21 protein-coding genes are annotated in these 26,002 nt (G+C 65.3%); 19 read left to right on the top strand and 2 right to left on the bottom strand.

Features of this window, described 5'->3' with window-relative positions:
- The first annotated feature begins 503 nt into the window (after positions 1-503).
- The 10 genes from CAL13_RS05230 to CAL13_RS05275 all read left to right on the top strand — a co-directional run bounded on the left by CAL13_RS05230 (position 504) and on the right by CAL13_RS05275 (position 14,954).
- Positions 504-1,763: a nucleotide sugar dehydrogenase gene (locus CAL13_RS05230; protein WP_086056434.1), complete on the top strand. Its 1,260-nt coding sequence runs from the start codon at positions 504-506 to the stop codon at positions 1,761-1,763.
- Positions 1,764-1,800: 37 nt separating this feature from the next.
- The gene (locus CAL13_RS05235) at positions 1,801-4,281 is read left to right on the top strand and encodes a tetratricopeptide repeat protein (protein ID WP_086071737.1); all 2,481 of its coding nucleotides are present in this window, start codon (positions 1,801-1,803) and stop codon (positions 4,279-4,281) included.
- Complete coding sequence (locus tag CAL13_RS05240) at positions 4,278-6,332, top strand: glycosyltransferase (RefSeq protein WP_086056436.1); 2,055 nt, start codon at positions 4,278-4,280, stop codon at positions 6,330-6,332. Before CAL13_RS05235 ends, CAL13_RS05240 begins: the two co-directional genes overlap by 4 nt.
- Positions 6,333-6,374: 42 nt before the next feature.
- Positions 6,375-7,529, top strand: coding sequence for a polysaccharide biosynthesis/export family protein (locus tag CAL13_RS05245; protein WP_086056437.1), 1,155 nt, complete (start codon positions 6,375-6,377; stop codon positions 7,527-7,529).
- Position 7,530: 1 nt separating this feature from the next.
- Positions 7,531-8,877 (top strand): ABC transporter permease, encoded by a 1,347-nt coding sequence (locus CAL13_RS05250; RefSeq protein ID WP_086056438.1) that lies wholly within the window; start codon positions 7,531-7,533, stop codon positions 8,875-8,877.
- Between the two features lie 9 nt (positions 8,878-8,886).
- Positions 8,887-9,606: an ATPase gene (locus CAL13_RS05255; RefSeq protein ID WP_086071738.1), complete on the top strand. Its 720-nt coding sequence runs from the start codon at positions 8,887-8,889 to the stop codon at positions 9,604-9,606.
- 124 nt (positions 9,607-9,730) lie between these two features.
- A complete protein-coding gene (locus tag CAL13_RS05260; protein ID WP_086059258.1) occupies positions 9,731-10,762 on the top strand; it encodes a sugar ABC transporter in 1,032 nt (343 codons plus the stop codon).
- Positions 10,755-12,659: a tetratricopeptide repeat protein gene (locus CAL13_RS05265; protein WP_086071739.1), complete on the top strand. Its 1,905-nt coding sequence runs from the start codon at positions 10,755-10,757 to the stop codon at positions 12,657-12,659. The genes CAL13_RS05260 and CAL13_RS05265 overlap by 8 nt, the downstream gene beginning before the upstream one ends.
- Before the next feature lie 39 nt (positions 12,660-12,698).
- Complete coding sequence (locus CAL13_RS05270; RefSeq protein ID WP_157664916.1) at positions 12,699-13,760, top strand: SDR family oxidoreductase; 1,062 nt, start codon at positions 12,699-12,701, stop codon at positions 13,758-13,760.
- A gap of 12 nt (positions 13,761-13,772) precedes the next feature.
- On the top strand, positions 13,773-14,954 hold the full coding sequence (locus CAL13_RS05275; protein WP_086071740.1) for a pectate lyase family protein: 1,182 nt from the start codon (positions 13,773-13,775) through the stop codon (positions 14,952-14,954).
- Positions 14,955-14,969: 15 nt separating this feature from the next.
- On the opposite strand, the gene CAL13_RS05280 is transcribed toward CAL13_RS05275, so the two are convergent.
- Both CAL13_RS05280 and gabT read right to left on the bottom strand, forming a co-directional pair.
- Positions 14,970-15,725, bottom strand: a complete 756-nt coding sequence (locus tag CAL13_RS05280) for a TerC family protein (RefSeq protein ID WP_086071741.1) — start codon at positions 15,723-15,725, stop codon at positions 14,970-14,972.
- A gap of 156 nt (positions 15,726-15,881) precedes the next feature.
- Positions 15,882-17,144, bottom strand: a complete 1,263-nt coding sequence (gene gabT / locus CAL13_RS05285) for a 4-aminobutyrate--2-oxoglutarate transaminase (protein ID WP_086071742.1) — start codon at positions 17,142-17,144, stop codon at positions 15,882-15,884.
- Positions 17,145-17,323: 179 nt separating this feature from the next.
- Between gabT and pdxR the strand changes: the two genes are divergently transcribed.
- The 9 genes from pdxR (at position 17,324) to CAL13_RS05330 (ending at position 26,002) form a co-directional block, all read left to right on the top strand.
- Positions 17,324-18,808, top strand: a complete 1,485-nt coding sequence (gene pdxR / locus CAL13_RS05290) for a MocR-like pyridoxine biosynthesis transcription factor PdxR (protein WP_086071743.1) — start codon at positions 17,324-17,326, stop codon at positions 18,806-18,808.
- A 239-nt stretch (positions 18,809-19,047) separates the two neighbouring features.
- The gene (locus tag CAL13_RS05295) at positions 19,048-19,791 is read left to right on the top strand and encodes a FadR/GntR family transcriptional regulator (RefSeq protein WP_086056444.1); all 744 of its coding nucleotides are present in this window, start codon (positions 19,048-19,050) and stop codon (positions 19,789-19,791) included.
- Positions 19,792-19,828: 37 nt separating this feature from the next.
- Entirely contained in the window at positions 19,829-20,407 is a 579-nt protein-coding gene (locus tag CAL13_RS05300) for a 3-phenylpropionate/cinnamic acid dioxygenase subunit beta (RefSeq protein ID WP_086071744.1), read from the top strand.
- Positions 20,408-20,448: 41 nt separating this feature from the next.
- The gene (locus CAL13_RS05305) at positions 20,449-21,627 is read left to right on the top strand and encodes an NAD(P)/FAD-dependent oxidoreductase (RefSeq protein WP_232467766.1); all 1,179 of its coding nucleotides are present in this window, start codon (positions 20,449-20,451) and stop codon (positions 21,625-21,627) included.
- Positions 21,628-21,665: 38 nt separating this feature from the next.
- The gene (locus CAL13_RS05310) at positions 21,666-21,992 is read left to right on the top strand and encodes a 2Fe-2S iron-sulfur cluster-binding protein (protein ID WP_086059261.1); all 327 of its coding nucleotides are present in this window, start codon (positions 21,666-21,668) and stop codon (positions 21,990-21,992) included.
- 34 nt (positions 21,993-22,026) lie between these two features.
- Complete coding sequence (locus CAL13_RS05315) at positions 22,027-22,236, top strand: hypothetical protein (protein ID WP_086056446.1); 210 nt, start codon at positions 22,027-22,029, stop codon at positions 22,234-22,236.
- A gap of 34 nt (positions 22,237-22,270) precedes the next feature.
- A complete protein-coding gene (locus CAL13_RS05320; RefSeq protein WP_086071745.1) occupies positions 22,271-23,272 on the top strand; it encodes a 2-hydroxyacid dehydrogenase in 1,002 nt (333 codons plus the stop codon).
- 136 nt (positions 23,273-23,408) lie between these two features.
- On the top strand, positions 23,409-24,764 hold the full coding sequence (locus CAL13_RS05325) for an aromatic ring-hydroxylating dioxygenase subunit alpha (protein WP_198297731.1): 1,356 nt from the start codon (positions 23,409-23,411) through the stop codon (positions 24,762-24,764).
- A gap of 242 nt (positions 24,765-25,006) precedes the next feature.
- Entirely contained in the window at positions 25,007-26,002 is a 996-nt protein-coding gene (locus CAL13_RS05330) for a Bug family tripartite tricarboxylate transporter substrate binding protein (protein WP_232467767.1), read from the top strand.

The following is a 26,002-nucleotide window of genomic DNA, read 5'->3' on the forward strand; positions in this document are numbered from 1 at the left end:
GCATTCGGGCTGGCGCGGTACGGCGCGAGCATTTTCGCGTGCGTATCCCGAGTCGCGTTCGCAGTGTGGCGGCTTGCTACCGAAGGATGACCGCATTGGCCCATCCTTCTGTTTCGGACGGATGACGAATCGAGAAAATCAACAAATGAAAATATTTAAAAAAGATCTCTCGCGCCTGCACCGGCGAACCGTGTAATGGATGTAATTTATTTCGCTCCATTTCGTCCTTATTCCCGGGCGCCTTGACTCATTTCAACAGCGATACAAATGTTTAGAAAGAAAGATTGCTGTGCTTCACGTCTAGGATGCACCGGCCGACCCGCTCAGCCGTTTGGCTGGTGAATTAGGCCTAATCCGTTTCCGCGTTCCAGACCTTTGCCCCGCTGATCAAGACGAATCGTTGCACCGTGGTGTCGGTGATGTGGCGTTCGTCGATGGGGAAGGGCTTGCTGTTTCGCGGCACGGTGACCAACAGTGAGGGACCAGTGGTTAAAAGAATCGCAGTGTGTGGCCTGGGTTATGTGGGCCTGCCGGTCGCCGTGGCGCTAGCCCGGCGCTTCGATGTCATCGGTTTCGATGTGGACAAGCGCCGCATCGCGCGCCTGAAGGAGGGCGACGATTGGACGGGGGAAATCGAGCGCCATGTGCTGCTCGACTCTTCCCTTCGCTTGACGAGCGAAGTGACGGAGCTTGAAGGATGCGATTTCTTCGTCGTGGCCGTTCCTACGCCGGTCGATGAGAAGAACAACCCCGACTTCTCGCTGCTGGTTCGCGCCTGCCAGCTGATCGGTCCCGTCCTGCGTCCGGGCAATATCGTGGTTTTCGAATCCACCGTGCACCCCGGCGCCACCGAAGAGATTTGCGGGCCGGAACTGGAAAAAGCCTCGGGCCTGCGTTGCGGCGTCGACTTCAAACTCGGCTACAGCCCCGAGCGCATCAATCCCGGCGACCGCGAACACCCGCTGGAGAAGATCGTCAAGATCGTGTCCGGCCAGGATGCCGAGTCGCTTGAAATCATCGCCGGCGTCTACGAAAAGATCATCGAGGCGGGCGTCCACCGGGCCTCCTCGATCAAGGTCGCGGAGGCTGCGAAGGTTCTGGAGAACACGCAGCGCGACATCAATATCGCCCTGATGAACGAGATGTCGAAGATCTGCGATTTGATCGGCATTCGCACCTCGGAAGTATTGGCCGCCGCGGGAACCAAATGGAATTTCCTGCGGTTCACGCCGGGCCTCGTGGGGGGGCATTGCATCGGCGTGGATCCGTATTACCTGACGTCCAAGGCGCAGGAGCTGGGCTATCACCCCGAGGTAATCCTGTCGGGCCGTCGGATCAATGACGGCATGGCGGCGCACGTGGCATCGCGCATCGTCCAGGTGCTGGCGCGCAACGGCAAGCTCAATGCTTCGACGCGCGTGGGCATTCTTGGGATGACGTTCAAGGAGAACGTGCCCGATATCCGCAATTCGAAGGTGGTCGACCTGCATCGGGCGCTGGGCGATTACGGCATTGCGCCGGTGGCCTGCGATCCGATGGTGGACGCGGCCCAGATGGAACACGAGTACGGCATCAGGCTGGTCGATCGGAAGGACTTCAGGAACATGGACGTCCTGATCCTGGCCGTGCCGCATCGCCAGACGATGGAGTCCATCTGGGACGACCTGCCGGAACTCGTCAAGAGCGGAGGCATGGTCTGCGACCTGAAGTCGGCGCTGGATAGCAGCCGCCTCCCGTCCGATCTCTTGTACTGGACTCTCTAGGTTCAGGCTGTCAACCCAACATCAGAGGCGACCCTGAATGGCTGCTTTCACCATTGCCCCTATTGGAACCTGCCGCATCCATACCCCGCTGCGCGACGCCGTGGGGCGCTACCCGATCAAGCTGCAACTCGGCCGCAACTACGGCTTCGTGCATACGAGCGCCGAGGCGCTCCAGCAGGCCAGGTTCATGTACGGCCAGTGCGAGATTCCCGCCGACGTGCAAAGGCTGATCTTCCGCCCGTCGAACGGCGAGCAGGCCCGCCGCGGAACCCATACGCCGGCCGACCTGTACATGATCGAGCTGTCGTCGCGCAAGCTCCTCACGATCGACGGATACCCGATCCAGTCCAACTATCTGGTGCGTTACTTCAGCGAATTCTTCGCCGACCGGACTCGCACGCGGACGTTCTGGTCCCTGGCCGCCGCCGACCGGCTCGAGGAGCGCCGCGCGCTGCTGGATAAAGACCCGGTCTTCAAGAGTCTTCCGTCGGACGAGCGGGATCTGCTGGCCCGCATCGTCAAGCGCGACCTCGACGACACGGAAGTCGAAGCGGATATGCGTCAGCTTGTCGATCTGCTTGGCAAGGACAAGGTGGTTTTCGTCACCCACGTCAACGCGTTGACGCCCGACAATGTGCCCATCGAGCAGCGGCAGCAGCTGATCGCCGCGGTCGGCGCGGCAGCTGAACGCATCGGCGTGCCGTGCTACGACCCGACGCCGCTGATGAACCGGCTGGGCCAGGCCGACGCGATGGAAAACGGCGGACTCGACCTGACGCATTACACCGAGCTCTTCGCCGAGCGCCTGTCGGCCGACTGGTACAAGAGCTACGTCAGGCCCAGGATGGGTGCGTCCGCGCCGGCGCCCGCCGCCGCGCGCCTTTCGGCCGACGAGAGCGCCGAGCGCATCGAGAAAACCTGGGATTCCGGGGACTTGCGCGAGGCCTCGCGCCGCGTGCGGGACGTGCTGCGCCGATATCCCGGACTGCCCGACCATGTCACGCTGCTGGCCCGCATCCAGGCGGAACTGGGCGATTACGAAGGCGCAATCGCCCTGTTGGAAAACGGCGATGGGACGGTGGCGTCGGGCAGCAAGGCCGAGCAGATTCTCATGCGCAGCCACTTCGGGCTCGGACACCACGATATCGCGTACTCGCTCGCAGCCGGCTTGTTGGGCGACGAAATAGAAACACCCGAAATCGTCCGTGTCGCTGCGGTTTGCGCCGCCCAGCTTGGCAATGTGGACGAGGCGATCGGGAACTGGCGGCAGCTGTTCCGCATTTCCTCCGCGGACGAGGACGAGGCGCTGGAGGCGGCCGACACGGTGCTGTCGATGCTGCAGGCGAGCGGGGACATGGACGCCGTCACCCGCTGGGTGGACGAGGTCCGCGCGAAGATGCCGTCGTATGGCCGAGGCTTCGCCGTGTTGTGGCGCGACCGCCTGATGGCCGGAGACCGGGCCGGTTTGCGCGCCCTCGCATCGGAGTCCCCCGCGCTGTCCGATCTCGATGCGCTCGAGCTGGTGAAGGAAGCGGCATGGCGCGGCTGCATGGTGGCCGCCAGCGCGTTGGCAGTTGCCTGCGGATTGCCCCAGAGCGAGCAGGAGGATATCCGTGCGTGGCTGCGTGCACAGTCGCAGGCATGGGCGGAAGAAGGCGCGCGTGCATTGGAGGAAGGGCGCCTTCGCGATGCCGCGGAGAGAATCTGCGCGCATCGTATGCTGGATCCCGATGCCATGGCCGGCGTTCGTGCGCAGCGGGCGTTCGAGCGCGCAATGCGCACCCGGGTGCGGGCCGCGCTGCTCGCGGGAAATCACCAGGAAGTGATCGAGCTGACGGATATCGCGCTCGATGCAAAGGTGGATTTCCCCGAGCTGGACGCCATGCGCGGCAGGGCGGCCGACGCGCTGGGCGACAAAGAGACCGCCATGCGGCATCTCAAGCGGGCGGCGTCCGGCGAGTCCGCGCCGTTCAGCACGCTGCTGTTTTTCGCCAGGGTGGCCTTCAATGGCGGCTGGTTCGGTGAAGCGATCGATGCCTACAACGCCGTCCTTGTCCACCCGTCGGCGGATCAGAACGCGAAGGACGAGGCGGAGCGCCAGCTGCGCCGCCTTGGGCCGCGCTCGATTCGCGCCGCCCGGGAAATGCTGGCGGCGGGCAATCATCAGGCGGCCTGGGACCTGTTGGAGCGTGTGGCGCAGTCCTGGCCCGAAATGTCGGAGATCGCGCACGAGAAACGCCGCATCCTGGCGACGCTGTATGCCGAGTCGCGCGCGCTGGATCCTTCGAGCGCCACCGAGCGCCTGGCGCTGGGCGAAAGAATCCTGAAGCTCGTGCCCGACGACCCCATCGGCTTGCGGGCCGCCGCCGTCGGGGCGATGCGTCTGCACCGCTTCGAACAGGCCTTGCCTTACTGGCAGCGGCTCAAGGAACGTTCGGACAACCCGGAGCAGTTCGACCACTATATCGAACGCTGCCTGGTTTGGATCGAAAAAGCCAACCGCAGGAAGGCCGCATGAGCGCCCGGCCGGATGCCGAGCGCGAGGACCATACGCCCGATCTGGAATGGGTTCGCGCCCAGCTGGCGGAAATCGTCGCCGCGTCGGGCAGGGTCCAGCTTGCGCAGGCCAATCTGAGCCGGGCAGAGGCGCTGGCGCGCGACCATCCGGCAGATCCGAAGGTCCGCTTCTACCTTCTTCGGCTGAAGGAATCGGCGGGCTTCAACGAGGGCATGTCGGAGCAGTGGTCCGAGCTCCTGCGCGAATGCCCGGACGACCTGCAGATCGTTCGCTATTGCGCCACGCGTTTGGTCAAGGACAGGCACATCGATGATGCCCTGGCCTTGATCGACCGCTACCTTCCGGAATCGGACCCGACCCCGGAGCGGCTGTTCGCCCGCGCCAAACTGCTCAGCGACATACGTGCGCACGAGCAGTCCGACGCCTTGTTCCGCCGCCTGATCGCGACCCATGACGACCGCAATGTGCGCGTCGAATTCGCCAAGCGGCTGCGCAAGCGCGGCTTGCTGGCGGACGCCTACAAAACAATCGAGCCGGTCGCCGATCAGCTCGTGCCGGGCAGCAAGGCGGCGGAACTTGCAAGCGCCCTGGCCAGCGATTACGTGTTCTACCGCGGATTCGAGCGCGAAGAGGATCTGGTTGGCAAGGACGTGCGCATCGTATCGATGAAGCACGCCATCCTGCATTTCAAGGATCGCAAGATCGCCGAGCAGCCGCAGGAAAACGCCGTGTCCATCGCGTTGGTGACCGGCAGCCTGGGCCCCGGCGGCGCGGAGCGGCAGCTCACGCGCCTTGCTCGCGAGTTGCAACGCATGGCGGCGACAGGCGAGCGTCAGCCCGGCCCCATACGTGTGAAGCCCGAAAAAGTGGAAGTGCTGGTGAAGCAGCACACCGAGCCCGCCGGATCGGGAAAGAAGCAGGGCCTGGATTTCTTCCTGCCGGTCCTGGCCGATGCGCGGATTCCGGTCACCGAAATCAATGGGCTGCCGGCGATCTCGGCCTCGCATCAGCCGGTGGATGACCCCATCCTGAATCGCCTGCTGGAGCAGTTGCCGCCGCCGGTGCATTACGGCGTAACCCGCCTGACGCCGCTGCTCAGGGCCAACCGGTTCGACGTCGTGAGCCTGTGGCAGGACGGCACCTGCCTGTTCGGCGCGCTGGCGGCGCTGCTTGCCGGCGTGCCGACCATCCACCTGGTGTTCCGGGGTCTGCCGCCGAATATCCGCAAGGACCGCTATCGCGAAGAATATCCGGTGCTGTATCAGGCGCTGGCCCAGGTTCCGGGGATCCATTTCGTCAGCAACAGCCGCACGGCGGCACAGGAGTATGCGCAGTGGCTCGGCATCCCGCTGGACCGCTTTCATATTCTCTATAACGGCGTGCCTGAGCTGGCCACCGGCGCTTCCCCGGAGGACGAGGCCAAGTGGAAGGCTTTCGAGGCGTCGACCGCCGACGCAACCGAGACGATCGGCGGCGTGTTCCGGCTGGAGCCCGACAAACGTCCCCAGCTGTGGATCAAGTTGGCCGCCCAGTACCTTAAGCGGCGGCCGCGGGCGCGCTTTTTCATCGTGGGCGACGGCCGCCTGCTCGATCAGATGCTGGAATTGGCGCAGGAGCTCGGCGTTACCGAGCGGCTCATGTTCGTCGGCCTGTCGAACCACGTCGGCTACTGGTATACGAGAATGGACGTCAAAGTGCTGCTTTCGCGGTACGAGGGCTTGCCGAACGTCCTTATCGAGGCGCAGCTGCTTGGCGTGCCGGTTGTGTCCACGCCCGCCGGGGGCGCGGGCGAATGCTTCGTCGAGAACGTCACCGGCCACTTGCTGAGCGACGTCAACCACCCCGACCTGAACGAGGCGTGCGAAAAGATCGAGTCGATCGTGGACCGCATGCGCGGCAACGATGTGTTGAAACAGCACAGCCGCCAGCGGGCGCGCGAGCTGTTTTCGCTCAATGCGATGCTGAACAAGTTCCTGAGTCTGTGCGTCACGGTGATGGGCAGGAACGATGCGTCCATCGGCATCGGGCAAATGCGTTTGAAGGAGGCCTGATTGCACGGCCGTCTTCGGGTGATTCCAAGAACAATGATTGCTATGCAGAACAACGTACCGGCGCCGGCGCGACGCGGCAGGGCGGCGCCGGTCATGGTATTGCTCGCCGCCCTTTCGCTTACCGGTTGTCAGCTGCCGCGTTCGGGGCCGATGCTGAGCGAAATGACATCGGCGCATGACGACAAGGACGTGATCGTCAAGGCCGTCACGCCGGAACTGGCTAGGCTGAGCAATGTGCCGGAAGTCTCGGATTTCCCCAAACGCTTCCGAGACGCGGACCATGCCGGCTTCGACGTGCTGGTCCCGGGAGACGGCATCAACGTCACGGTCTGGGAGCGCGATGGCCTGGGCGTTTTCGCGGCCAACGAAGCCGGCGTGAGCGACCTGGGGAATCACGAAATAGACCGCGCCGGGAATATCCACCTTCCCATGCTGGGAAAAATCCGGGCTGCCGGATTGACGCTGGCGCAGCTGCATGATGCCGTTGTGGCGCGCCTGAGCAAGCTCGTAATCAGTTCCGACGTCAGTGTGACCCGTGCGGCCGACGCACGCGGGCAGATGGTCACCGTCCAGGGCAACCTGACCAAGCCGGGCATGTATCCCATTACGCAGACGACGCAGCGCCTGAGCAGCGCGCTGGCGCTGGCGGCGCCGGTGCAGACCAATCCGGAGCAATTGGTGATAACACTGCGCCGCGGCAAGGACGTTGCCTCCGTGCGGTTGTCGGATATCTACCGCAACCAGGACAACGATATCCTGCTGCAGGCGGGGGACGTCATCACCGCGCACGATGCCCGCGAGTACCTGACCGTGCTGGGCGCGGCCGGTGCGCAGGGCCGGGTCGCCATCAGCAAGCGCAACTACACGGTGCTGGACGCCCTGGGCGATGCCAAGGGTTTGGACGACAAGACCGCGGATCCGCGTTCGGTATTCCTGTTCACGCCGGCCAAGCCCGGTACGCAAGGCGCGCCGGACACCTTGCCGGTGGTTTACCAGTTCGACCTCACACGGCCGGAACAAGTGGCACTGGCGGGCCAGTTCACGGTGCGCGAGGGGCAGGCCATCTATATCTCGGATGCGCCGTTCACCCAGGTGCAGAAAGTCTTGTCGGCATTCCGCGTGACCATGAGCGCGGGCTTCAGCGCGACGCGGGCGATCGACAGCGACTCGGGTTCCAGTTCGGTGGTGAATCAATAGCGTGTCGACGAGCAACGAGGATCGCATAAAGGGCTGGCGGGCACGCCGGAAGGACAGAAACTACGCGGTAGGTTCCGGCGTCGCCGTCTGGCGGCTGGATGTGACGTCGCTGTTCGACCCGGAGACGTCGCCGGCCGCCGTGCTCAGGCGCATGGCCGCGCGCGTCCAGGGCGAGCGGCACGACTCCGTGGCGGCGCGGCGGACGGTGTACGACGCCATACAGGCGGAGCTCGAAGGGGAAATCGAACGCCGCGGCGTCGCCGATACGGTCGCGGATTTCGCCAGGCGGCGGCTGCGCACCATGGTGCGCCTGCTGGAACAGGACATCCGGGAAGGGACGGACGTATTCCAGCCGGGATACCTGCCGGCCAGGCTGGCGGCGGAGGACGAGCGCCTGGCGGCGGCCCATGCGCGGCGGCAGCGGCGGCGCAGGCTGGACGAGGCCCAGCATGCCCGCCGCCATGCCTCGCGCAACGACATTGCGCTGAAGATCGAGCTTTCTCCTGAAGAAGCGGCCGATCTGGCGATTCTGCGCGAACGCATGCGGTTCCTGCACGATGGGTATCGTCCGCGCGACGTCGATGAGGGCAGGCCGCGCCTGCGCACCCTGTTGCCGATGTTCGTCTACCAGCTGCATGTCATGCATGGCGAAAGCCGTGTGGCGCTGCTATGGGCGCTGGTCGGCCCCGTTGTGTTGCTCACCATCATCTCGTCGCTGTATTTCCTGATGGGAACGCACTACATCTTCGGCATGGACGTGCCGACGTTCTCGCTGTTGGGCGCGACGACCTGGATCATGTTCCGGCAGACGATCTTCCGAAGCAGCACGAGCTATGTATCGGCGCGCGGGCTGTTGAACTTCCAGGGCGTCACGCCGCTCATGGGCGCCCTGGTGCAGGCGCTGATCTACGTGCCGGTGTATCTGGCCGCGTTCGCCGTATTGATCGGGATCGGCAGCGCGTTGGGGCTGATCACGCTGCCTGCCAACCTGGCGGGTTTTGTGTTCTACGTCGTGCTGATGGGAATAGGAGGCACCGCAATGGGCGTGCTGTTCGGCGCGATCGCGACAGCCTGGCACTTCTTCCTGCGCCTGGCGCCGGTGATCGAGCGTGCCCTGCAGATTTTCTCGGGGGTGTTCTTCGTGTCGGAGCAGCTGCCGGAGCAATTCCGCCCCTGGCTGCTCTGGTCGCCGTTCGCCCATGGCATGCAGCTCCTGCGCTCGGCCTACTTCGACGGCTATGACTCGCAGGACGCCAGCCTGAGCTACTTCCTGACTTCGCTGGTCTTCCTGGCGGTGATCGCCCTGGCGGCGGAGCGCCTGGCCCGCAGCAACGTCCAGCCGATGTGAGGGCCAGCGATGATCCATCTCAACGGCGTCACCGACCAGCCTTATGCATTTGGAACGCGGCAGCCGCTGCTTGCCAATGTGAGTCTGGACATTCCTGTCGGGCGTTATGCGCTGCTATCGCCCACCCCGGAGCTGCATCGGCAGCTCATCGACGTCCTGTGCCGGCTGCGCCCGCCCAGGGAGGGTTTCGTCAGGCACGAGGGCAGCGTTTCCTGGGCGATAGGCCGGCAGGGTTTCATCCGCGGCAAGGCGACAGGCATGCACATGATCCAGTTCGTCTCCGAAATGTATGAGCTGGACGCCGATGCCACCTTCGAGCTGGTCGCGGATCTGGTCAGCGACCCGGGCTGCCTGTCGCGTCCCATGGAGCACTGGCCGCTTTACGCAAGGCAGGAGTTTTCCTTCGCGCTCGCATTGGCGCCTGCTTTCGACGTTTACGTGATCGAAGGGGCCATGCCGTTCGAGCCCTGCCGCTTTACGCGCCTGTGGCTGGCGCTGTTCGAAGAGCGGCTGGTCGGCCGGACGCTTATTTTTTCCAGTTATCGCCAGAACCAGATGGCGGACTACTGTTTCAAGGGCTTAGTGTATGAGCGAAGCGCTCTCAGAATCGAAGACGACCTCGACCGGTGCATCCGCAAGTATCCGCCAAGACGGTCCAGGAGCGAATCCGCCAGCGCCGGGGAAGACGACTTCGGAGGCGGACTCGGGGACAGCCAGTTCGGGCTCTGACGGCGCGTCCGAGATCCAGCGCCGCCATCGCGAACGGCAGGCGGCGCTGCGCGAGCGCCGCCGTCATCGCTGGATCAACGCGGGCATCGTCATCGCGCCGGTGGTCGCCGCGCTCGTCTATGCGATGTTCATTGCGACGCCCCGCTACGAGGCCGAGTCGCGGTTCTTCGTGCAGTCGGGATCCGGCCAGCAGCAGGCGGCCGGGGGCGGGGCGTCGAGCTTGCTTACCACCGGCAATATGACGGGCATGCTGGGGGGCTTCGTGGACGGCTGGGCCGTCAAGGACTTTCTGGAGTCCCGCGATTGCATGCGCCAGCTCGATCAGAAGGTGGGTTTGCGCCGATATCTGATGCATGGCGGACTGGACCTGGCGAACCGTCTTCCCGAAGATGCGAGCGAAGATGCCCTGTATCGCGCCTATCGGTCCGCGGTCCAGGTTTCCTTCAACGCCCTTGAGCAGATCGACGTGTTGCGGGTCAAGGCGTTTTCGCCGGACGACGCGGCCACCCTGTCAAAGGCGCTGATCGGCCTGGCCGAGGACTTCGTGAGCCGGATGAACGAAAAGGGCGTCGAGGACAAGCTGCGGGTGAGCCAGGAATCCGTCAAACGCGCGGAGCGCAAGGCGCTGGAGGCCCGGGAGGCGCTGACGGCGTGGCGGACGAAACACGGCAATATCGATCCCACGGCCACCGTAACGATGCTGCTCAATCTGTCGAGCCAGCTCGAAGGCGAACTCAACAGCGCCCAGATCAATCTGGACAAGATCCGGGCGCTCGGCAACAAAGACCATCCCATGCTAAGGCCGGCGCAGATGCAGGTTGCGGCCCTGCAGAAGCGGATTGCGGCGGTGCGGCAGCGGTTGAGCGGCCAGGGCAACACGGAGGCCACGCTGCTCAAGTCCTACGAGGCGTTGCGCAACGCACAGGCGTTTGCGGATTCGAACCTGACGCTGGCCCAACAGTCCTACCAGCAGGCCATGGTGGACGCCCTGCGCCTGCAGCGGTACTTGTCCATCATCGCCCAGCCGGTTCCGACCGACCGGCCCAGCAGCCCCCGTACGGCGATCCTGCTGCTGGAGGCGCTGGCGCTGGGATTCGTGCTGATGTTCATCGTCCGCATCACCGTTTCTTTGTTGAGGGGGCTGCGCCATGGGTGACACGGTCATGGCAAGCCGGTCCGCGGATTCCGGCGCCACCGCCCGGCTGCGCGATGTCATCGCCGGTATCCGCTCCGCGGATAACCCCGTGCTGGCGATGGATGCGCTCGACGTTGCGCTTGTGCGTGCCGCGGATGGCCGGCGCGACGTCCGGCGATTGCTGGTATCGCCATGCGTGCGCGAAGGCGCGCTGGATGCGGCCATCGCCGCGCTGAATGTGCTGGTGGCCGCGTATCCCTCGCAGCTGGAGGATCGCCGGCTGCTGGCGAGCCTGCTGGGCAGAACGGAACAATGGGAGCGGGCGATCGAGCAGGCGGATGCCGCGGCGGAGATCGAACCCGGCGACGTAACGTTGCATGCGGCGCGGATCCAGCTGCGTCTGCAGGCCGGGAAGGCCGGGGATGCAGCCGCGGTCGCGCGCGCCACCGCCGGACTGGCGGCGAGGGAACCGGGCGAAGCCCACTTCTGGATGCTGGCATTCGCCCGCAACGGCGATACCGCCGAGGCGGCGCGCGTCGCTGCCATGCTGGACCCCGACCGGCTGCCGAACGTGCGGGTGGCCGCAATGGCGGTGCGCGCATTGCTCGACGATGACAGGATAGCGGCCGCGATCGCCCTGGGCGATGCCGCGCTGCGCGCCGGCCACGACAGTCCGGCCCTGCGCACCTCGCTGGGGATGGCGCATCTTCGGCGCGGTACCGAAGATGACCGCAGGCAGCATGCGCTGGCGCATTTCGAGGCGGGACTGCGCACGGCGCCATCGGACGTGCGGCTGCTGTCGCTTCACGGCGAAACGTTGCTGCGCGCGGGGCGCTACAGGGAAGCGATCGCGCCGCTGAAGCAGGCGATCGACCTTGCGCCGGAACTGGACCAGACGCGGGCGCTGTACGCGCGTGCATTGCGCTATTCATTGCAGTACGGCGACGCCGCGGACCAAATGATGGCGCTGCTGCGGAAATCGCCGGACAACCTGCTGTGGCAGCGGTCCGCCATTGGGGCACTGTCCCAGGCGGGCCGCAAGGAAGAAGCCGAGGCGCTGTACGACCAGTATGTGTCCAGGCGCAGCAAGCAACTGCCGGACACCTTTCAGGAGGCCCTGGCACGGCTGGACGACCGGCTGGATACGGCGCCCATTCCCCGCGCCCGGCTGGATTGGGCCTGGTCGCTGCGCGGCAATGCCGATGCCGACCGCGCCCAATGGGAGCGCGCGGCGCGCTGGGGCCATCTGGTGGACCATCTTCTCTTCGATTGGCTCGAATGCCGGGAGGACCAGGCGGAAGAGGCCATGCACCTGCTGGGCGACCTGGACAGCGGGGAACGTTTCTTCGCGCCGCTGCTCGCGTCCGGACGGGGCGTCGTGCTGGCCACGGCGCACGTCGGTCCCATGTACGCCGGCCTCATGGCCCTGGAACTGGTCGGCATTCCATCGCGCTGGCTGGCGACCGCGCCGAGCATTGCGCGCACCAGCTATGCCACGGCGCTCATCTCCACGGCAGACCAGACCGAAGCCCAGGTCGCCAAGGCCTGCATGCGCGCGCTTACATCGGGCTTCGTGTTGTGCCTGGCGGTCGATGGCGCGGCGAATCCGGCGGCGCCCAGAACGACATTCGAAGGCCAGGAAGTGACGTACTCGAGTTTTGCGTCGCATATGGCGCACAGGCTGGGCGTGCCGTCGGTGTTCTATGCGCCGCGATGGGAGAACGGCCGCATTACGTACACGCTGGAAAGGCTTCCCGATCCAGCGCAGGGCGAGGATCCCGACGCATACGCCCAGCGGTGGAAGCAGGCTTATTTCGAACGGCTCAGGGAACACCTGGCCGGCCCCCCGGAAAACCTGCGCCTGAGCGGGGGCATCTGGCGGCACGTGAAGGCGCCGGACCGGTCGGCGCAGCAATAGGAATGCGGATTCATGCACTCAACTGACATCAAGGACGATATGACGATCTATCCGTGGCTGCGCGACGAATCGCAGCGCGACCTGCGCGAGGAAATGCTGGCGCGGCGCCGCCGTTGGCTGGTGACCGGCGCGGCGGGGTTCATCGGCTCGAATCTGGTGGAGGCGCTGCTGCGCCTTGGCCAGGATGTGGTCGGCCTGGACAATTTTTCCACCGGGCACAGGCACAACCTGGACGAAGTCCGCAGGAACGTCGGGGAGGACCACTGGGCGCGGTTCGCGCTGCATGAGGCCGACATCCGCGACATGGCGGCCTGCGAACGGGCGGTGGCCGATGCCGATTATGTGCTTCATCAGGCCGCCCTGGGCTCGGTGCCGCGCTCGGTGAAGGATCCCGTGACGTCGCACGAGGTCAATGTGTCGGGATTCCTGAATATGCTGGATGCGGCGCGGCGCGCGTCGGTCCGCGGTTTCGTTTATGCCGCGTCCAGCTCCACCTATGGGGACGAGCCCAACCTTCCCAAGCGCGAAGACCGGATCGGCAAACCGTTGTCGCCCTATGCGGCCACCAAGCTCGCCAATGAAATCTATGCGGATGTGTACGCGCGCACGTATGGATTCGCCGCGACGGGCCTGCGCTATTTCAATGTTTTCGGTCCCCGCCAGGACCCGAACGGGGCCTATGCGGCGGTGATTCCGAAATGGATCGCGGCCATGATCGGCGGCACGGCCGTCCATATCAATGGCGATGGCGAGACCAGCCGGGATTTCTGCTTCGTGGGCAATGTCGTGCAGGCCAACCTGCGCGCGGCGTTGCGCCAGGCGGCCGGGACGAGCGAGGTGTACAACGTGGCGGTTGGCGGCCGCACGACCTTGAACGATCTGTTCGGCATCATCAGAGACGGCCTTGCGCAGCACGGTTTCGACTATGCGCTGCCGCCCGAATACCGGCCGTTCCGAGAGGGCGACGTGCGTCATTCCCAGGCGGACGTCTCCAAAGCGATGGCCGGGCTCGGTTATGCGCCGCTGTTCGACCTGCGGCGCGGGATGGAAGAAGCGCTGCCCTGGTATATCGGTTTCCTGACCGCGCGGGCGGCTGCCTGAGAGGTGACGACCATGATGCGTTGGCTGCTTGCGGCGTTGGTGTTGTATGGCGGCGCGGCCGCCGCGGATCAATCCTGCGACATCCCGGATACCCGCTGTCCGATCGTCTCGTCGCTGCTGGCGCAACGGGAGGGCTACGGCCGCGATGCCACCGGCGGGCTCGGCGGCCGGTTTGTGGAGGTTACGTCCGACCGCGATTCGGGGCCTGGAACGTTGCGCGAGGCGCTCAAGCATGCCAAGGGTCCGACGTGGATACGGTTCGCGTCGGACATGACGATCGTTCTGGACTCACAGCTGCGCGTGCCGTCGAACGTAACGATCGATGGGCGGGGCAGGCGCGTCACGCTGATCGACGATGGGCTGGGCGTCTACGGCAGCCGGAACGTCATTCTGACGCATCTGACGATAGACGGGCGGCTGAGCCGGCTCACGCAGGCCGTCAATGTGGCCAATGGCAGCCGCGACGTCTGGGTGGACCACCTGGATCTTTCGCGATTCTCGGACCGGCTGCTCAATGTGAAGAACGGGTCGACCGATGTGACGGTGTCATGGACGAAATTTCACGATTCCAACAAGGTGATGTTGCTGAACAACATTACCTCGTCCAATCTCTTCAAGAATTACGAACGCGACGCGATCGCCCGGGTGACGCTGCACCATAACTATTTCTTCAATACGGTGCAGCGCAATCCGCGCGGACAGTTCGGCACATTCCATCTATTCAACAATCTCCTGGAGAACTGGGATTTCTACGGCATGAGTTTCAGTTTGGAGGCCCGGGCGCTGATCGAGGGAAATATCTTCAGCAACGTATCGCGCCGGAACTGCGCCGAGCCCGAGTTCTTTCCGACGGTGGAAGGCATCAATGTGAATTACTGCCGCTACATCCCGGAAGCGCCGGATCGCAGCGCGTTGCCCAATGGGGAATCCGACCGCCGCAACTATGAGAAATCCCACGCCAGGTATGGCTACAGGCACGATTTCAAGGCGGCTTTGCGTTTGAGGGACAACCTGTACCTGGGTGACGCGAAGCCTGTGTTGCAGGACTATCGGCCCGACGCGGTCCCGGCGCCGCCGTATTGCTACAGCTATGAACGGCCGACGCCCGAGCTGGCGGAAAAAATCCGCCGGCTGGCGGGGAATGTGGCAGAAGCCCCGCCTGCGATAACGCGCAGCGGGGCGGGGTGCCGCTAGATTCTTGCCTTCGCCCTACCGTTCGCCGGAGTTCGCGGCGCGCCGCTCCCTGGCGCGCCGCGCCATCAGATTCAAGCCTTCGATCAGGGCGGAGAACGCCATGGCGGCGTAGACGTATCCCTTGGGAACGTGCGCGCCGAACCCTTCCGCGATCAGCGTCATGCCGATCATGAGCAGGAAGCCGAGGGCCAGCATGACCACCGTGGGATTGCGCTGGATGAAGCGGGCCAGGGGGGCGGCCGCGAGCAGCATCACAAGCACGGCCACGATGACGGCGATGAACATGATGGGAATATGTTCGGTCATTCCCACCGCGGTAATGATGCTGTCGATCGAGAACACCAGGTCGAGCAGCAGGATCTGGCCGATGGCGGCGGCGAAGCCGATCGTGGCCGTCTTGCCCTCGAACATATCGCCGCCGGGATCCGGGTCGACATGGTGATGGATCTCCTTGGTCGCCTTCCAGACCAGGAACAGACCTCCCGCGATCAGGATAAGGTCGCGCCAGGAAATGCCGCGTCCGAACACCTCGAACAGCGGCTGAGTCAATTGCACGATAAAGGCCACCGTCCCGAGCAGCGCCAGGCGCAGCACGAGCGCCAGACCGATACCGATGCGCCGGCCCCGCGCCTGCTGCGATTCGGGCAGCTTGTTGGTCAGGATGGAGATGAAGATCAGGTTGTCGATCCCCAGGACGACTTCCATGGCAACGAGCGTCGCCAGGGCGATCCAGGCGGCGGGTTGCTGGGCCAGTGACAACAGGTATTCCATACGCGCTCTCCGGCTGATGCGACGCGCCGTACGCCGTCGCGACCGCCCATGATAGAGGGTATTCGCCTTCCGCCCGTAGAGGGTATTCGCCGTCCTGCCCGCGCCGCCCGCGCAGCCTCGCGGGCGCGGGCGGCATCCCTGGCCATCGGCGCCGGATCAGCCCTGCAGGCTCGCCTGCAGGATCGCCAATGCTTCTTCGAATACGTCGTCCTGGACGGTCAGCGGGAACAGGAAGCGGATCACGTTGCCGTACATGCCGCAGGTCAGCAGCAGCAGGCCTTTTTGCAAGGCGCGCTGTTGCACGGCGCCGGCGAACGCCGCGTCGGGCGCCCCCGACGCGTCGGCAAACTCGACGGCCACCATGGCGCCCAGGCCGCGCACCTCCGCGATTTGCGGCACGTGCGCGCGCATGGCATCCAGTCGCGACCGCAGCCGCTCTCCCAGCGCGTGCGCGCGTTCGGCCAGGCCTTCTTCGGCGATGACGTCAAGCACCGCGTGGGCGGCAGCCAGCGCCAGGGGATTGCCGGCATAGGTGCTGCCCAGGCCTCCCGGAGCGGGCGCATCCATGATCTCGGCGCGACCGCAGACGCCGGAAAGCGGCATGCCGCCCGCCAGGCTTTTCGCGAAGGTCATGATGTCCGGCGCGACGCCGAAATGTTCCATGGCGAACAGCTTGCCCGTCCGCGCGAAACCGGTCTGCACCTCGTCGGCGACGAGCAATATGCCGTATTGATCGCACAGCGCGCGCAGTCCCTGCATCAGGGCCACGGGCGCGGGGTTGAATCCGCCTTCGCCCTGCACCGGCTCGATGATGATGGCCGCAACGCGATGGGGATCCACGTCGGTCTTGAACAGATTCAGGATGGCCTTCAGGGAGTCTGCGTGGGTCACTCCCTGCAAGGCGCTGGGATAGGGAACGTGGTAGACATCGCCCGGGAAGGGGCCGAAGCCGACCTTATAAGGCGCCACCTTGCCGGTCAGCGCCATCGTCAGCAAGGTGCGGCCATGAAAGGCGCCGCCGAAGGCGATGACCGCCGGACGGCCAGTGGCCGCGCGGGCAATCTTGACCGCGTTTTCCACCGCCTCGGCGCCGGTGGTGAAGAATGCTGTCTTTTTGGCGTGCGCGCCCGGCGTGGCGGCGTTGATCCGCTCCGCCAGGGCCACGTAGGATTCGTAGGGGACGACCTGGTAAGCCGTATGCGTGAACCGCTCCAGTTGCGCCGCGATGGCCTGGGTGACGCGAGGATGCCGATGCCCGGTGTTCAGCACGGCGATGCCGGCCGCGAAGTCGATGTAGCGGCGGCCTTCGACGTCCCAGAGCTCGGCGTTCGATGCCCTGTCGGCATAGAAAGGGCAGCTTATGGCGATGCCGCGGGGCGTGGCCGCTGCGCCGCGGCGTTGCAGCGATTCGTTGTTCATTTCGGTTCTCCCAGGATGGTCGCGCTTCGCCCGGCGCCCGCGCGGCGCGCGGGGGAGGAAGTCCGGCGCAGTATCATGCGCATTGGTTCTTGGACATAGACCCAGTCGCGCGAAAACGATGGAACCAATTCGCCGTGGGGCGCCGGGGTGCGCCAGCGTGATGGGGCAGGGGAGAGAGCTTGGACACCGTCGTAGCCGACTGGCTCAGGGCAGCGCTGGAGAGCCCGGCAACGGAGCCGACATATCGCAGACTGGTGCGCCTGTTGCAGACCGCGATCCTGCGGGGGCAGCTGACGCCGGGTCTGCGCCTGCCCGCTTCGCGGGTGCTGGCCGCCGACCTGGGCATCGCCCGCAATACCGCGATCCAGGCCTACGAGCAATTGCAAGCCGAGGGCTATGTCGTATCCAGAACCGGCAGCGGAACCTATGTCGCCGAGACCCGGCCGCCCGCTTCGGGGCCGTCGCGTGAAAGGACGCCGCGCCAGCCGGCGGGCGGTATGGGGCTCTCCCGGCGCGGGCGGCGCACCATCGAAATGGCAGGCGTATCCCGGGTCCAGTGGGGGGCGTTCATGCCTGGCGTGCCGGACGTGACGGCGTTCCCGGCCCGGCTGTGGAGCCGCCTGCAGAACCAGGTCTGGCGGCATGCCCGCCATGAGCTGATGACCTACGCGCCTGGCGGCGGCTATCCCCCGCTGCGCGAGAGCATCGCGACCTACCTGCGGGTGTCCCGGGCGACCGCCTGTGCGCCGGAGCAGGTCGTCATCACCACCGGCATCCACCAGTCGGTCGACCTCGCGATCCGTCTGCTGTGCGACGTTGGCGACGAGGTCTGGGTTGAGGATCCGTGCTATTGGGGGCTGCGCAATCTCCTGCTGTCCTCCGGCCTGAAACCGGTGCCCATCCCCGTGGACGCCGAAGGCATCAACCCGTCGGCCAGACACTTGAAGCGTCCCCCCCGCCTGATCATCTGCACGCCGTCGCACCAGTACCCCCTTGGTTGCGTGATGAGTCTGCAGCGGCGCCGCATGCTGCTGGCATACGCGCGCACACACGGATGCTGGATCGTCGAGGACGACTACGACAGCGAATTCCGTTATGGCATCGGTCCGCTGGCCGCCCTGCAGGGGCTGGACGAGGATGGCCGCGTTATCTACGTCAGCAGCTTCAGCAAGGTGCTGTTCCCCGGCATGCGCGTGGGTTATATGGTTGTCCCGGACTCGATGGCGGCGCTGTTTGCAAAGGGCAGCGCGGAGCTTTATCGGGAGGGCCAGATGATGACCCAGGCAACGCTGGCGCGCTTCATCGACGGCGGTTATCTCGCATCCCACATACGCCGGATGCGCGCGCTGTACCAGCAGCGCCGGGACGCCATATTGGAGGCGATCGGTCAAACCTACGGGAACGGGCTGAGCGTGCATGGGGGAGAAGCGGGCCTTCATCTGGTCCTTGCGTTGCCGGACGGCGTTGACGATGTGGAGGTAACGCGCCGGGCGGAGGCAGCCGGCATACTGGTGCGTCCGCTCAGCGGCTACTACGCATCGCCCCGATCCGCGCCGTCAGGTCTTATCCTGGGGTATGGCTGCGTGGCGGCCGAACGCATCGCCTCGTCTTTCGCCACGTTGGCGCGAGCGATCGGGCCGCGGCCCGGGAAACCACTAGTATGAAAATACGATAAACGGCGATACGCTGTCTCCATATTGACCTGGTCATTGGTGCGGCATGGGTTTTACGCCGGGGCGCACATCGCGACCAAACCGTGGAGCGCCAGGGGGAGAACGGCAGGCATGGCGGTGAAAGGGGGCGGGGTGAATTCGAGTTTGTATTATTATCCTACGGCAGCGCCCCGTACTGCGCCTTTCGACACGCCGCGCGCCCGCGCAATTGACCAGTTTGAAGCAGACTCATGGCATTCCTGAAGAAAGAACCCGTTCCCACGCTGCGGCCAGACGCCAACCTGACCGACCGCATCACCGACTTGTTGGCCGCGGAGATCACCGGCGGCCAGTATTCGGTGGGAGAAGTGCTGCCGCCGGAGCAGATCATCGCCGACCGGCTCAATGTCTCGCGCACCGTGCTGCGTGAAGCGGTGTCCCGGCTGAAGGCGGAAGGGCTGGTGCAGAGCAAGCAGGGGGTAGGCCTGACGGTCATGATGACTACCCGGCCGGCGGTTCTGCGCATGATGGTGGCCGACGAAGGCGATGCCGAGCAGGTCCTGCGCATCGTGGAATTGCGCCGCGGTTTCGAGATCGAGGCGGCAACGCTGGCCGCACAGCGGCGTACCGAGACCGATCTGGCCGCGATGCGCGCCGCGTTGGACGCGATGGCGCAGGCGATCGCCGACCGCAATGTGGCGGCGGGCGTGGATGCCGACCTGGGATTTCACCGGGCGGTGGCGCAAGCGACCAAGAATGAGCACTACCTGAGCTTCTTCGATTTTTTGGCCGGCCTGCTGCGGCAGAACCTGCTGGTGTCGCGTTCGCGCTCGGCCAAGCTGGCCGGCCGGGCCAGCCAGGCGCAGCGCGAGCACGAAGCGCTGTTCGAGGCCATCGAGGCTGGCGACCCGGAAGCCGCGCGGGATCGCGCCCGCACCCACGTCGAACACACAGAGGCTCGTTTGCGCTCGAGCCAGGCGCTGGACTGGCATTAGCCGGCCCGGCGCCGCCTATGCCACCGAGGAGACATCGATGCAGACGACCGCCCCCATACAGGCAGCCCCGCAGGACGCAACACCGTCCCATCCGGACGCCGATCCCCGGCTGTGGTGGGAGGTCCAGCAGTTCCTGCATTACGAAGCGGATGTACTCGATTCCCGCGACTTCGATACCTGGCTGACGCTGCTCGACGAGTCCATCGTGTATCGCATGCCGCTGGCGCGCAATGTGCGGCGCGATGCGATGGCGGCGGAATACACAGGTCCCGGCGAAGCCGCCTGGTTTGACGAAGGCATCGAGACGCTGCGTCAGCGCGTGGCGCAGATCAACACCGGTATCCACTGGGCCGAAGAACCCGCATCGCGCATCTCGCACCTTGTGACCAACGTGCGGATCACCCGGGTGGATGGGGATGCCGCCGGCGTGCAGCAGGTGGCGGTGCGTTCGCGCTTCCTGGTTTACCAGAACCGGCTGCAGGGTGAGGTTTCGCTGTTCGTCGGCAAGCGTAACGATGTCCTGAGAAGGGACGGGGCGTCGTGGAAGATTTTGAGCCGCGAGATTCTGCTCGATCAGAACGTGCTGCTGTCCAAGGCATTGACGACATTCTTCTAAGGCGCTGGGGACATTCATCAAAGCTGGCTGGCAGGGGGGGCATGATGACGAACGCCGAAGTCCATACGGCGATTATCGGGGCGGGACATGCCGGCGTTGAGTGCGCCTGCGCCCTGCGCAGCTTAGGCGTGCAGGGACCGATCGCCCTGATCAGCGATGAAGCGCACGCTCCGTATGAGCGGCCGCCGTTGTCCAAGGCATTGCTGCTGGGCGCCACGGACGTGACGCGCATCGTGCTTCGCAGCGAGGCGGTGTTCGAGAAACTCGGCCTGATCAGGATCCAGGGAGATCCGGTCGAGACGCTGGACCCCCGTACGCATACGCTGGGCACCCGGTCCGGCCGCACGCTGCGCTTCGCCCATGCGGTACTCGCCACGGGTGCGATTGCGCGCGGACTTCCGGGCCTGCAAGGCGAGGGCGTCTACGCCGTGCGCAACGCGGATGACAGTCTGCTGCTGCGCGCCGCGCTGGCGCCCGGCGGCCGGCTGCTGGTGGTCGGCGGCGGATACCTCGGGCTGGAAGCGGCATCGTCCGCGGCGAAGCTGGGCGTGGCGGTGACCGTGCTGGAGGCCGCCGACGGCATCATGCCGGGCAAGGTGTCGCCGCTGACCGCGGAGCGTTTCGCCGCGATGCATCGCGGCGCCGGCATCGAGCTCGTGCATGGCGCCGCCGTGCAGTCCTGGCGGCGGACGGAGGGGCAGTGGCATGCCACCCTGGCCGACGGCCGCGTGTACCGCGCGCCGGCCGTGCTGGTGGCCATCGGCGCCGTCGCCAATACAAGTCTGGCAGAGCGGGCCGGCATCGCATGCCAGGGCGGCGTCGTGGTCGACGCCGCCTGCCGCACGTCCGCCCCCGATATCTATGCCGTCGGCGATTGCAGCATCGGCTATCGGCGGGAGCTTGGGCTTTCGATGCGCATCGAAAGCGTACAGAACGCGATGGCGCAGGCGCGTATCGCTGCGTGCGCCATCGCCGGCAAGGCGCCGACGCCCGAGCGCGTGCCGACGTTCTGGTCCGAGCAGCATGGCTGCCGCCTTCAGATGGCGGGCATGGTGCACCCGGGCCGGCCCTGCCATGACGAGATGATCGACACGCCGCGCGGCTGGATCGTGGAGCGCCGCCAGGAAGGCCGTCTCGTGGCCGTCGAAGCCGTGGACAGCCCGGCCGAATTCGTGCGTGCCGTGCAGCGCTTGAACGCCGTATGGCAGGAGCCGGCGTGACGCCGGCGTCGTTTTCTTCCGTTGAACGTGGAATCACCATGCCCGTAGCGATATTCGAATTACCCGACGGCACCGAGCACACCGCGGAGGTGCCGGAGGACTGGTCTTTGATGGAGGCGGCGCGCCGCGACGGCGTGGAAGGCATCGTGGCCGAATGCGGAGGCGGCGCGATATGCGGCACCTGCCATGTGCTGGTGCACGAGGAGTGGCTCGCCAGGCTCGAACCGGCCAGCCCGACGGAGGCCGCCTTGCTTGAGGTCGTCCCGGAACGCTCGCATGCCAGCCGGCTGTCCTGCCAGTTGATCATGAAGGCGGAGCTTGACGGCATACGCGTGCGCGTGCCGAGCGAGCAATTGTCGATGTGAATCCACCGGTTCTTTGGCTCTCGGGAGTCTGCCCATGACTGATTGGAAAACCGTGAATCTCGTCGAGCTGGCCGCCGGAGACAAGGTGCGCATGGCCGATGGCGCGATCGCAGAGGTCGTGGAGAATCCGCAGGACGGATTCTGGATCACCGTGCGCTATCTCGAACACCCGGCCGGCCCTGCCGCCATCACTGGCGAGGAAGTGAACGTCTTCGCCACCGATATCGAGAGCGTGCAGGGCTGAGGCCCGGCGCTCGTTCCCACTGGAGTGATCTGGAATGACCAAGAAACCCTGCATCATCGTGACCGCGCCCGTTCCCCAGGACTTGCGCCAATTGCTGGATGCGGCCTTCGATACGGTCGATGTGCCGGCGGGTCAAAGCCCCCTGGAAGCCCTGCCGCAATCGCAGTGGGCCGCCATCGACGGCATGGTGTGCACGGTGAAGACCCGCGTGGATGGCGCGCTGTTGGATGCGTTGCCGGCGCTGAAGGTCGTATCCAACTTCGCGGTGGGCTTCGATAACGTGGATATGGACGCCGCAAATGCACGCAAGGTGCTGGTGTGCAATACCCCCGGGGTACTGGACGGCGCGGTCGCCGACCTGACCATCGGTCTGATGCTGTGCGTCGCGCGCAATCTGGTGGCCGGCGATGCCTTCGTGCGGTCCGGGGCGTGGACGAAAGGGCCTTTCCCGCTTGCCACCGATATCCGGGGCAAGACGCTGGGCTTGCTTGGCATGGGGCGTATCGGCCGCGTGGTGGCGCGCACCGCGCGCGCCTTCGACATGGACGTGATCTATCACAACCGCAAACCCGACGCCCAGGCCGAGTCGGAAGGACTGGCCCGCTATGTCGAACGCGACGCCCTGTTCGCGCAGGCGGATGTGGTCAGCGTGCATATTCCCCTGACGGCGGAAACCCGGCACAGCGTGGGCGCGCGTGAATTCGGCCTGATGAAGAAAACCGCCATCCTCCTGAACACTGCGCGAGGCGCGGTGGTCGACGAGGCGGCGCTGATCGATGCGCTGAAGAATGGCACGATCGCCGGCGCGGGACTCGACGTCATGACTCAGGAACCCTTGCCGGTATCGAGCCCGCTGATCGGCATGCCCAACGTGGTTCTCCAGGCGCACATCGGCAGCGCGACGGTGGAGACGCGGCGCGCCATGATTGATCTGGCAGTGCATAACCTGCTCGACGCGTTGGGCGGCAAGCAGCCCAAGGCCATGGTGAATGGCCAGGCATGGCCCTTGGCGCGCCAGGCTGGCGCAAACGCGTAGTCCAGGACGGGGGATCGGTACTTCCCCCAATTTGGCGGCGCAGTTTGTAGGATTATCGTATTCAGGCCCGGGCGAGCGCTCGGGGTACCGGCCGGGGCGGCTCAGCCCGGCCCTGCAACAACGTGGCGGGATAGTCATGTCAGCGTCTAGCATCGAGACCCTGGTCCGCGCCGACGAAGGAATGGTCAGCCGTTCCATCTTCGTCGACGACGGAATTTTCAAGCAGGAACTGGAGCACATCTTTTCCCGCGCCTGGCTGTTCGTCGGGCACGAGAGCCTGGTGCCGAAGGCGGACGACTACTTCGTCTCGCGCATGGGGACCGAATCCGTCATCCTGACGCGCGACCGCCAGGGCAAAATCCAGGTCATGCTCAATAGCTGTGCGCACCGGGGCATGAAGCTGTGCCGCTACGATCACGGCAACAACCGCACCTTCACCTGTCCGTACCACGGGTGGAGCTTTTCCACCGACGGCAAGCTGGTGGAGCGGCCGGGAGAACTGGTCGGCGTCCCGGGTCATGCCACACATTACAAGGGCGAGCTGAACAAGAAGGAATGGGGCCTGAAGACAGTGGCCCAGGTCTGCAACTACAAGGGCGCCATCTTCGCCACCTGGGACCCCAACGCGCCGCCTTTCGAGGAATACCTGGGCGGCATGCGGCTTTATCTGGATGCCGCGCTGGACCACCGCGACGGCCGCGAAGGCGGCTCAGAAGTGATCGGCGGCGTGCAGAAATGGCGCGTGAACTGCAACTGGAAGTTCGCGCCCGAGAACTTCATCGGCGACCTGTACCACGACATCAGCCACCGGTCGGTGGACATCGTGGGCATCGGTCCCAGCGGCGGCAAGGGCCGTCGCGACCCGTCGGTTTCGCGTTCGGCCATTTGCTTCCCGCAGCTGGGCCATGGTTTGCTGGGGCGCCTGCCTTACTTCGAAGAGCCGCCTTATTCGCCGATGTACGCCCGGTATCCGGAGGTGGAAGCCTATTACCGCGAAGTGCACGAGACGCGTGTGCGTACGCTGGGCGACCGCATGCGGGTGCAGTTGAGCGTGGGCACCATCTTCCCGAATATGTCTTTCCATGGGCGTCAGCCCCGCTCTCTGGCGGTGTTCCATCCCATCAGTCCGACCGAAATGGAGATGTGGCGGATGTACCTGATCGACGCCGACGCGCCGGAAGCCGTCAAGGACGCCGCGCGCCATTATTTCCTGCGCTATTCGGGCCCTGGAGGCATGACGGAATCGGACGACATGGAAAACTGGACCGGCGCCACCGAGGCAAGCATGGGCGCCATGTCCCGTCAGCTGTACTTCAATTACCAGATGGGCGTCGGTCACGCCGAGCCGGTGCCGGAAATCCCGGGCGCCGTCGTCAATGGCGAGTACACCGAGGAGAACGCGCGGGCCTATTACCGCCGCTGGGCGCAATTCATGAAGGGCGGTTCCTGGGATGCCCTGATGGCGCCGAGCCGCCGGGGCGCCGCCATTTGAACGCGGCGTATCGCCGCGGCATGGCTTGAGCGGGATCGCCAGCAGCGATCCCGCGGAATCACCGCATCACGCATCACACATCAAGCATCACCGCAGCACCGCTTCACTGCAGCACCGCTTCACCGCAGCATCGCTTCACCGCAGCATCGCTTCACCGCAGCACCGCTTCACCGCAGCATCGCTTCACCGAGTTCATCCGCTTGCAACCGGGCACGAAGGCCTTGGTAAACCTGGAGTGAATCATGAAACGTCGTGCCTTATTGCAGGCCGCCGCAGGCGGCCTGTGCGCGCTCGCTGCCTGGCGTCCGGCATTTGCCGATGATCCGACCTGGCCGTCCAAACCGATCAAGCTCATCGTGCCGTACCCGCCCGGCGGGGTAACCGACATCGCTGGACGGCTGGTCAGCGAGATCGTCTCCCGGCGGTTCGGGCAACCCGTGGTGGTGGAGAATCGGCCGGGCGCCAACGGCCTGATCGGCAGCCAGATGGTCGCGCGGGCGCCGGCCGACGGATATACGCTGCTGCTGAACGGGCTGGGCGGGATCGTCTTGCCGCCGGCGACCTCCCAGGGCTATCCCATCGACTACGGCAGCGCGCTCACCCCCATCGCCGAGGTCGCGGAATTCGTCAACGTGCTGGTGGTTGGCGCCAACTCGCCTATCCGGTCTCTCGACGACCTGCTGGCCCGCGCACGTGCGAAGAGCGCGAATGCGCTCAGCTATGGCTCCAACGGCACGGGGACTTCCGCGCACATGACGGCGGAATTCTTCTGCATGCGCAACGGCGTGAAATGCCTGCATGTTCCCTACAAGGGCAGTTCGGAAGTGCTGGTCGACGTGACGAACGGCAATCTCGATTTCACCTTCAGCAATCTTCCGCCGGTCATGGGCCTGATCAAGAAGGGCCTGGTGCGGCCGCTGGCCGTGACCAGCCCCTACCGCAGCCGCGAGCTTCCCGATGTCGCGACCATGGAGGAGTTGGGCATGCGCGACTTTGCGGTCACCAGCTGGCTGGGCGTTTACGGCCCGGCCGGGATGGACGCGAAGCTGGTCCAGCGCCTGAGCGACGCCATCGTCGAAGGCGTCCGCGATCCGGCGACTGCGAAGACGCTGGGCGGCGCCGGCTTCGAGCCGAAGGGCGCCGGAGCGGAGGCGTTTGCCAAGCTGAACCGCGATGAGCTGAAACGCTGGGCGGGCGTTGCCCGCGAGGCTGGCGTGTCGTTGAAATTTGGATCCTGA

This window comes from Bordetella genomosp. 9, assembly GCF_002119725.1.
In the GTDB taxonomy this organism is placed as follows: Bacteria; Pseudomonadota; Gammaproteobacteria; order Burkholderiales; family Burkholderiaceae_B; genus Bordetella_C.

Bases quoted from the DNA above. Each gene is read 5' to 3' on its own strand.
- CAL13_RS05325 (WP_198297731.1), top strand. From the start codon at position 23,409: ATGTCAGCGTCTAGCATCGAGACCCTGGTCCGCGCCGACGAAGGAATG.
- CAL13_RS05270 (WP_157664916.1), top strand. From the start codon at position 12,699: ATGACGATCTATCCGTGGCTGCGCGACGAATCGCAGCGCGACCTGCGC.
- CAL13_RS05330 (WP_232467767.1), top strand. From the start codon at position 25,007: ATGAAACGTCGTGCCTTATTGCAGGCCGCCGCAGGCGGCCTGTGCGCG.
- CAL13_RS05260 (WP_086059258.1), top strand. From the start codon at position 9,731: ATGTTCATTGCGACGCCCCGCTACGAGGCCGAGTCGCGGTTCTTCGTG.
- CAL13_RS05265 (WP_086071739.1), top strand. From the start codon at position 10,755: ATGGGTGACACGGTCATGGCAAGCCGGTCCGCGGATTCCGGCGCCACC.
- CAL13_RS05255 (WP_086071738.1), top strand. From the start codon at position 8,887: ATGATCCATCTCAACGGCGTCACCGACCAGCCTTATGCATTTGGAACG.
- gabT (WP_086071742.1), bottom strand. From the start codon at position 17,144: ATGAACAACGAATCGCTGCAACGCCGCGGCGCAGCGGCCACGCCCCGC.
- CAL13_RS05245 (WP_086056437.1), top strand. From the start codon at position 6,375: ATGCAGAACAACGTACCGGCGCCGGCGCGACGCGGCAGGGCGGCGCCG.
- CAL13_RS05310 (WP_086059261.1), top strand. From the start codon at position 21,666: ATGCCCGTAGCGATATTCGAATTACCCGACGGCACCGAGCACACCGCG.
- CAL13_RS05305 (WP_232467766.1), top strand. From the start codon at position 20,449: ATGATGACGAACGCCGAAGTCCATACGGCGATTATCGGGGCGGGACAT.
- CAL13_RS05300 (WP_086071744.1), top strand. From the start codon at position 19,829: ATGCAGACGACCGCCCCCATACAGGCAGCCCCGCAGGACGCAACACCG.
- CAL13_RS05275 (WP_086071740.1), top strand. From the start codon at position 13,773: ATGATGCGTTGGCTGCTTGCGGCGTTGGTGTTGTATGGCGGCGCGGCC.
- CAL13_RS05235 (WP_086071737.1), top strand. From the start codon at position 1,801: ATGGCTGCTTTCACCATTGCCCCTATTGGAACCTGCCGCATCCATACC.
- CAL13_RS05280 (WP_086071741.1), bottom strand. From the start codon at position 15,725: ATGGAATACCTGTTGTCACTGGCCCAGCAACCCGCCGCCTGGATCGCC.
- CAL13_RS05240 (WP_086056436.1), top strand. From the start codon at position 4,278: ATGAGCGCCCGGCCGGATGCCGAGCGCGAGGACCATACGCCCGATCTG.
- CAL13_RS05320 (WP_086071745.1), top strand. From the start codon at position 22,271: ATGACCAAGAAACCCTGCATCATCGTGACCGCGCCCGTTCCCCAGGAC.
- CAL13_RS05315 (WP_086056446.1), top strand. From the start codon at position 22,027: ATGACTGATTGGAAAACCGTGAATCTCGTCGAGCTGGCCGCCGGAGAC.
- CAL13_RS05295 (WP_086056444.1), top strand. From the start codon at position 19,048: ATGGCATTCCTGAAGAAAGAACCCGTTCCCACGCTGCGGCCAGACGCC.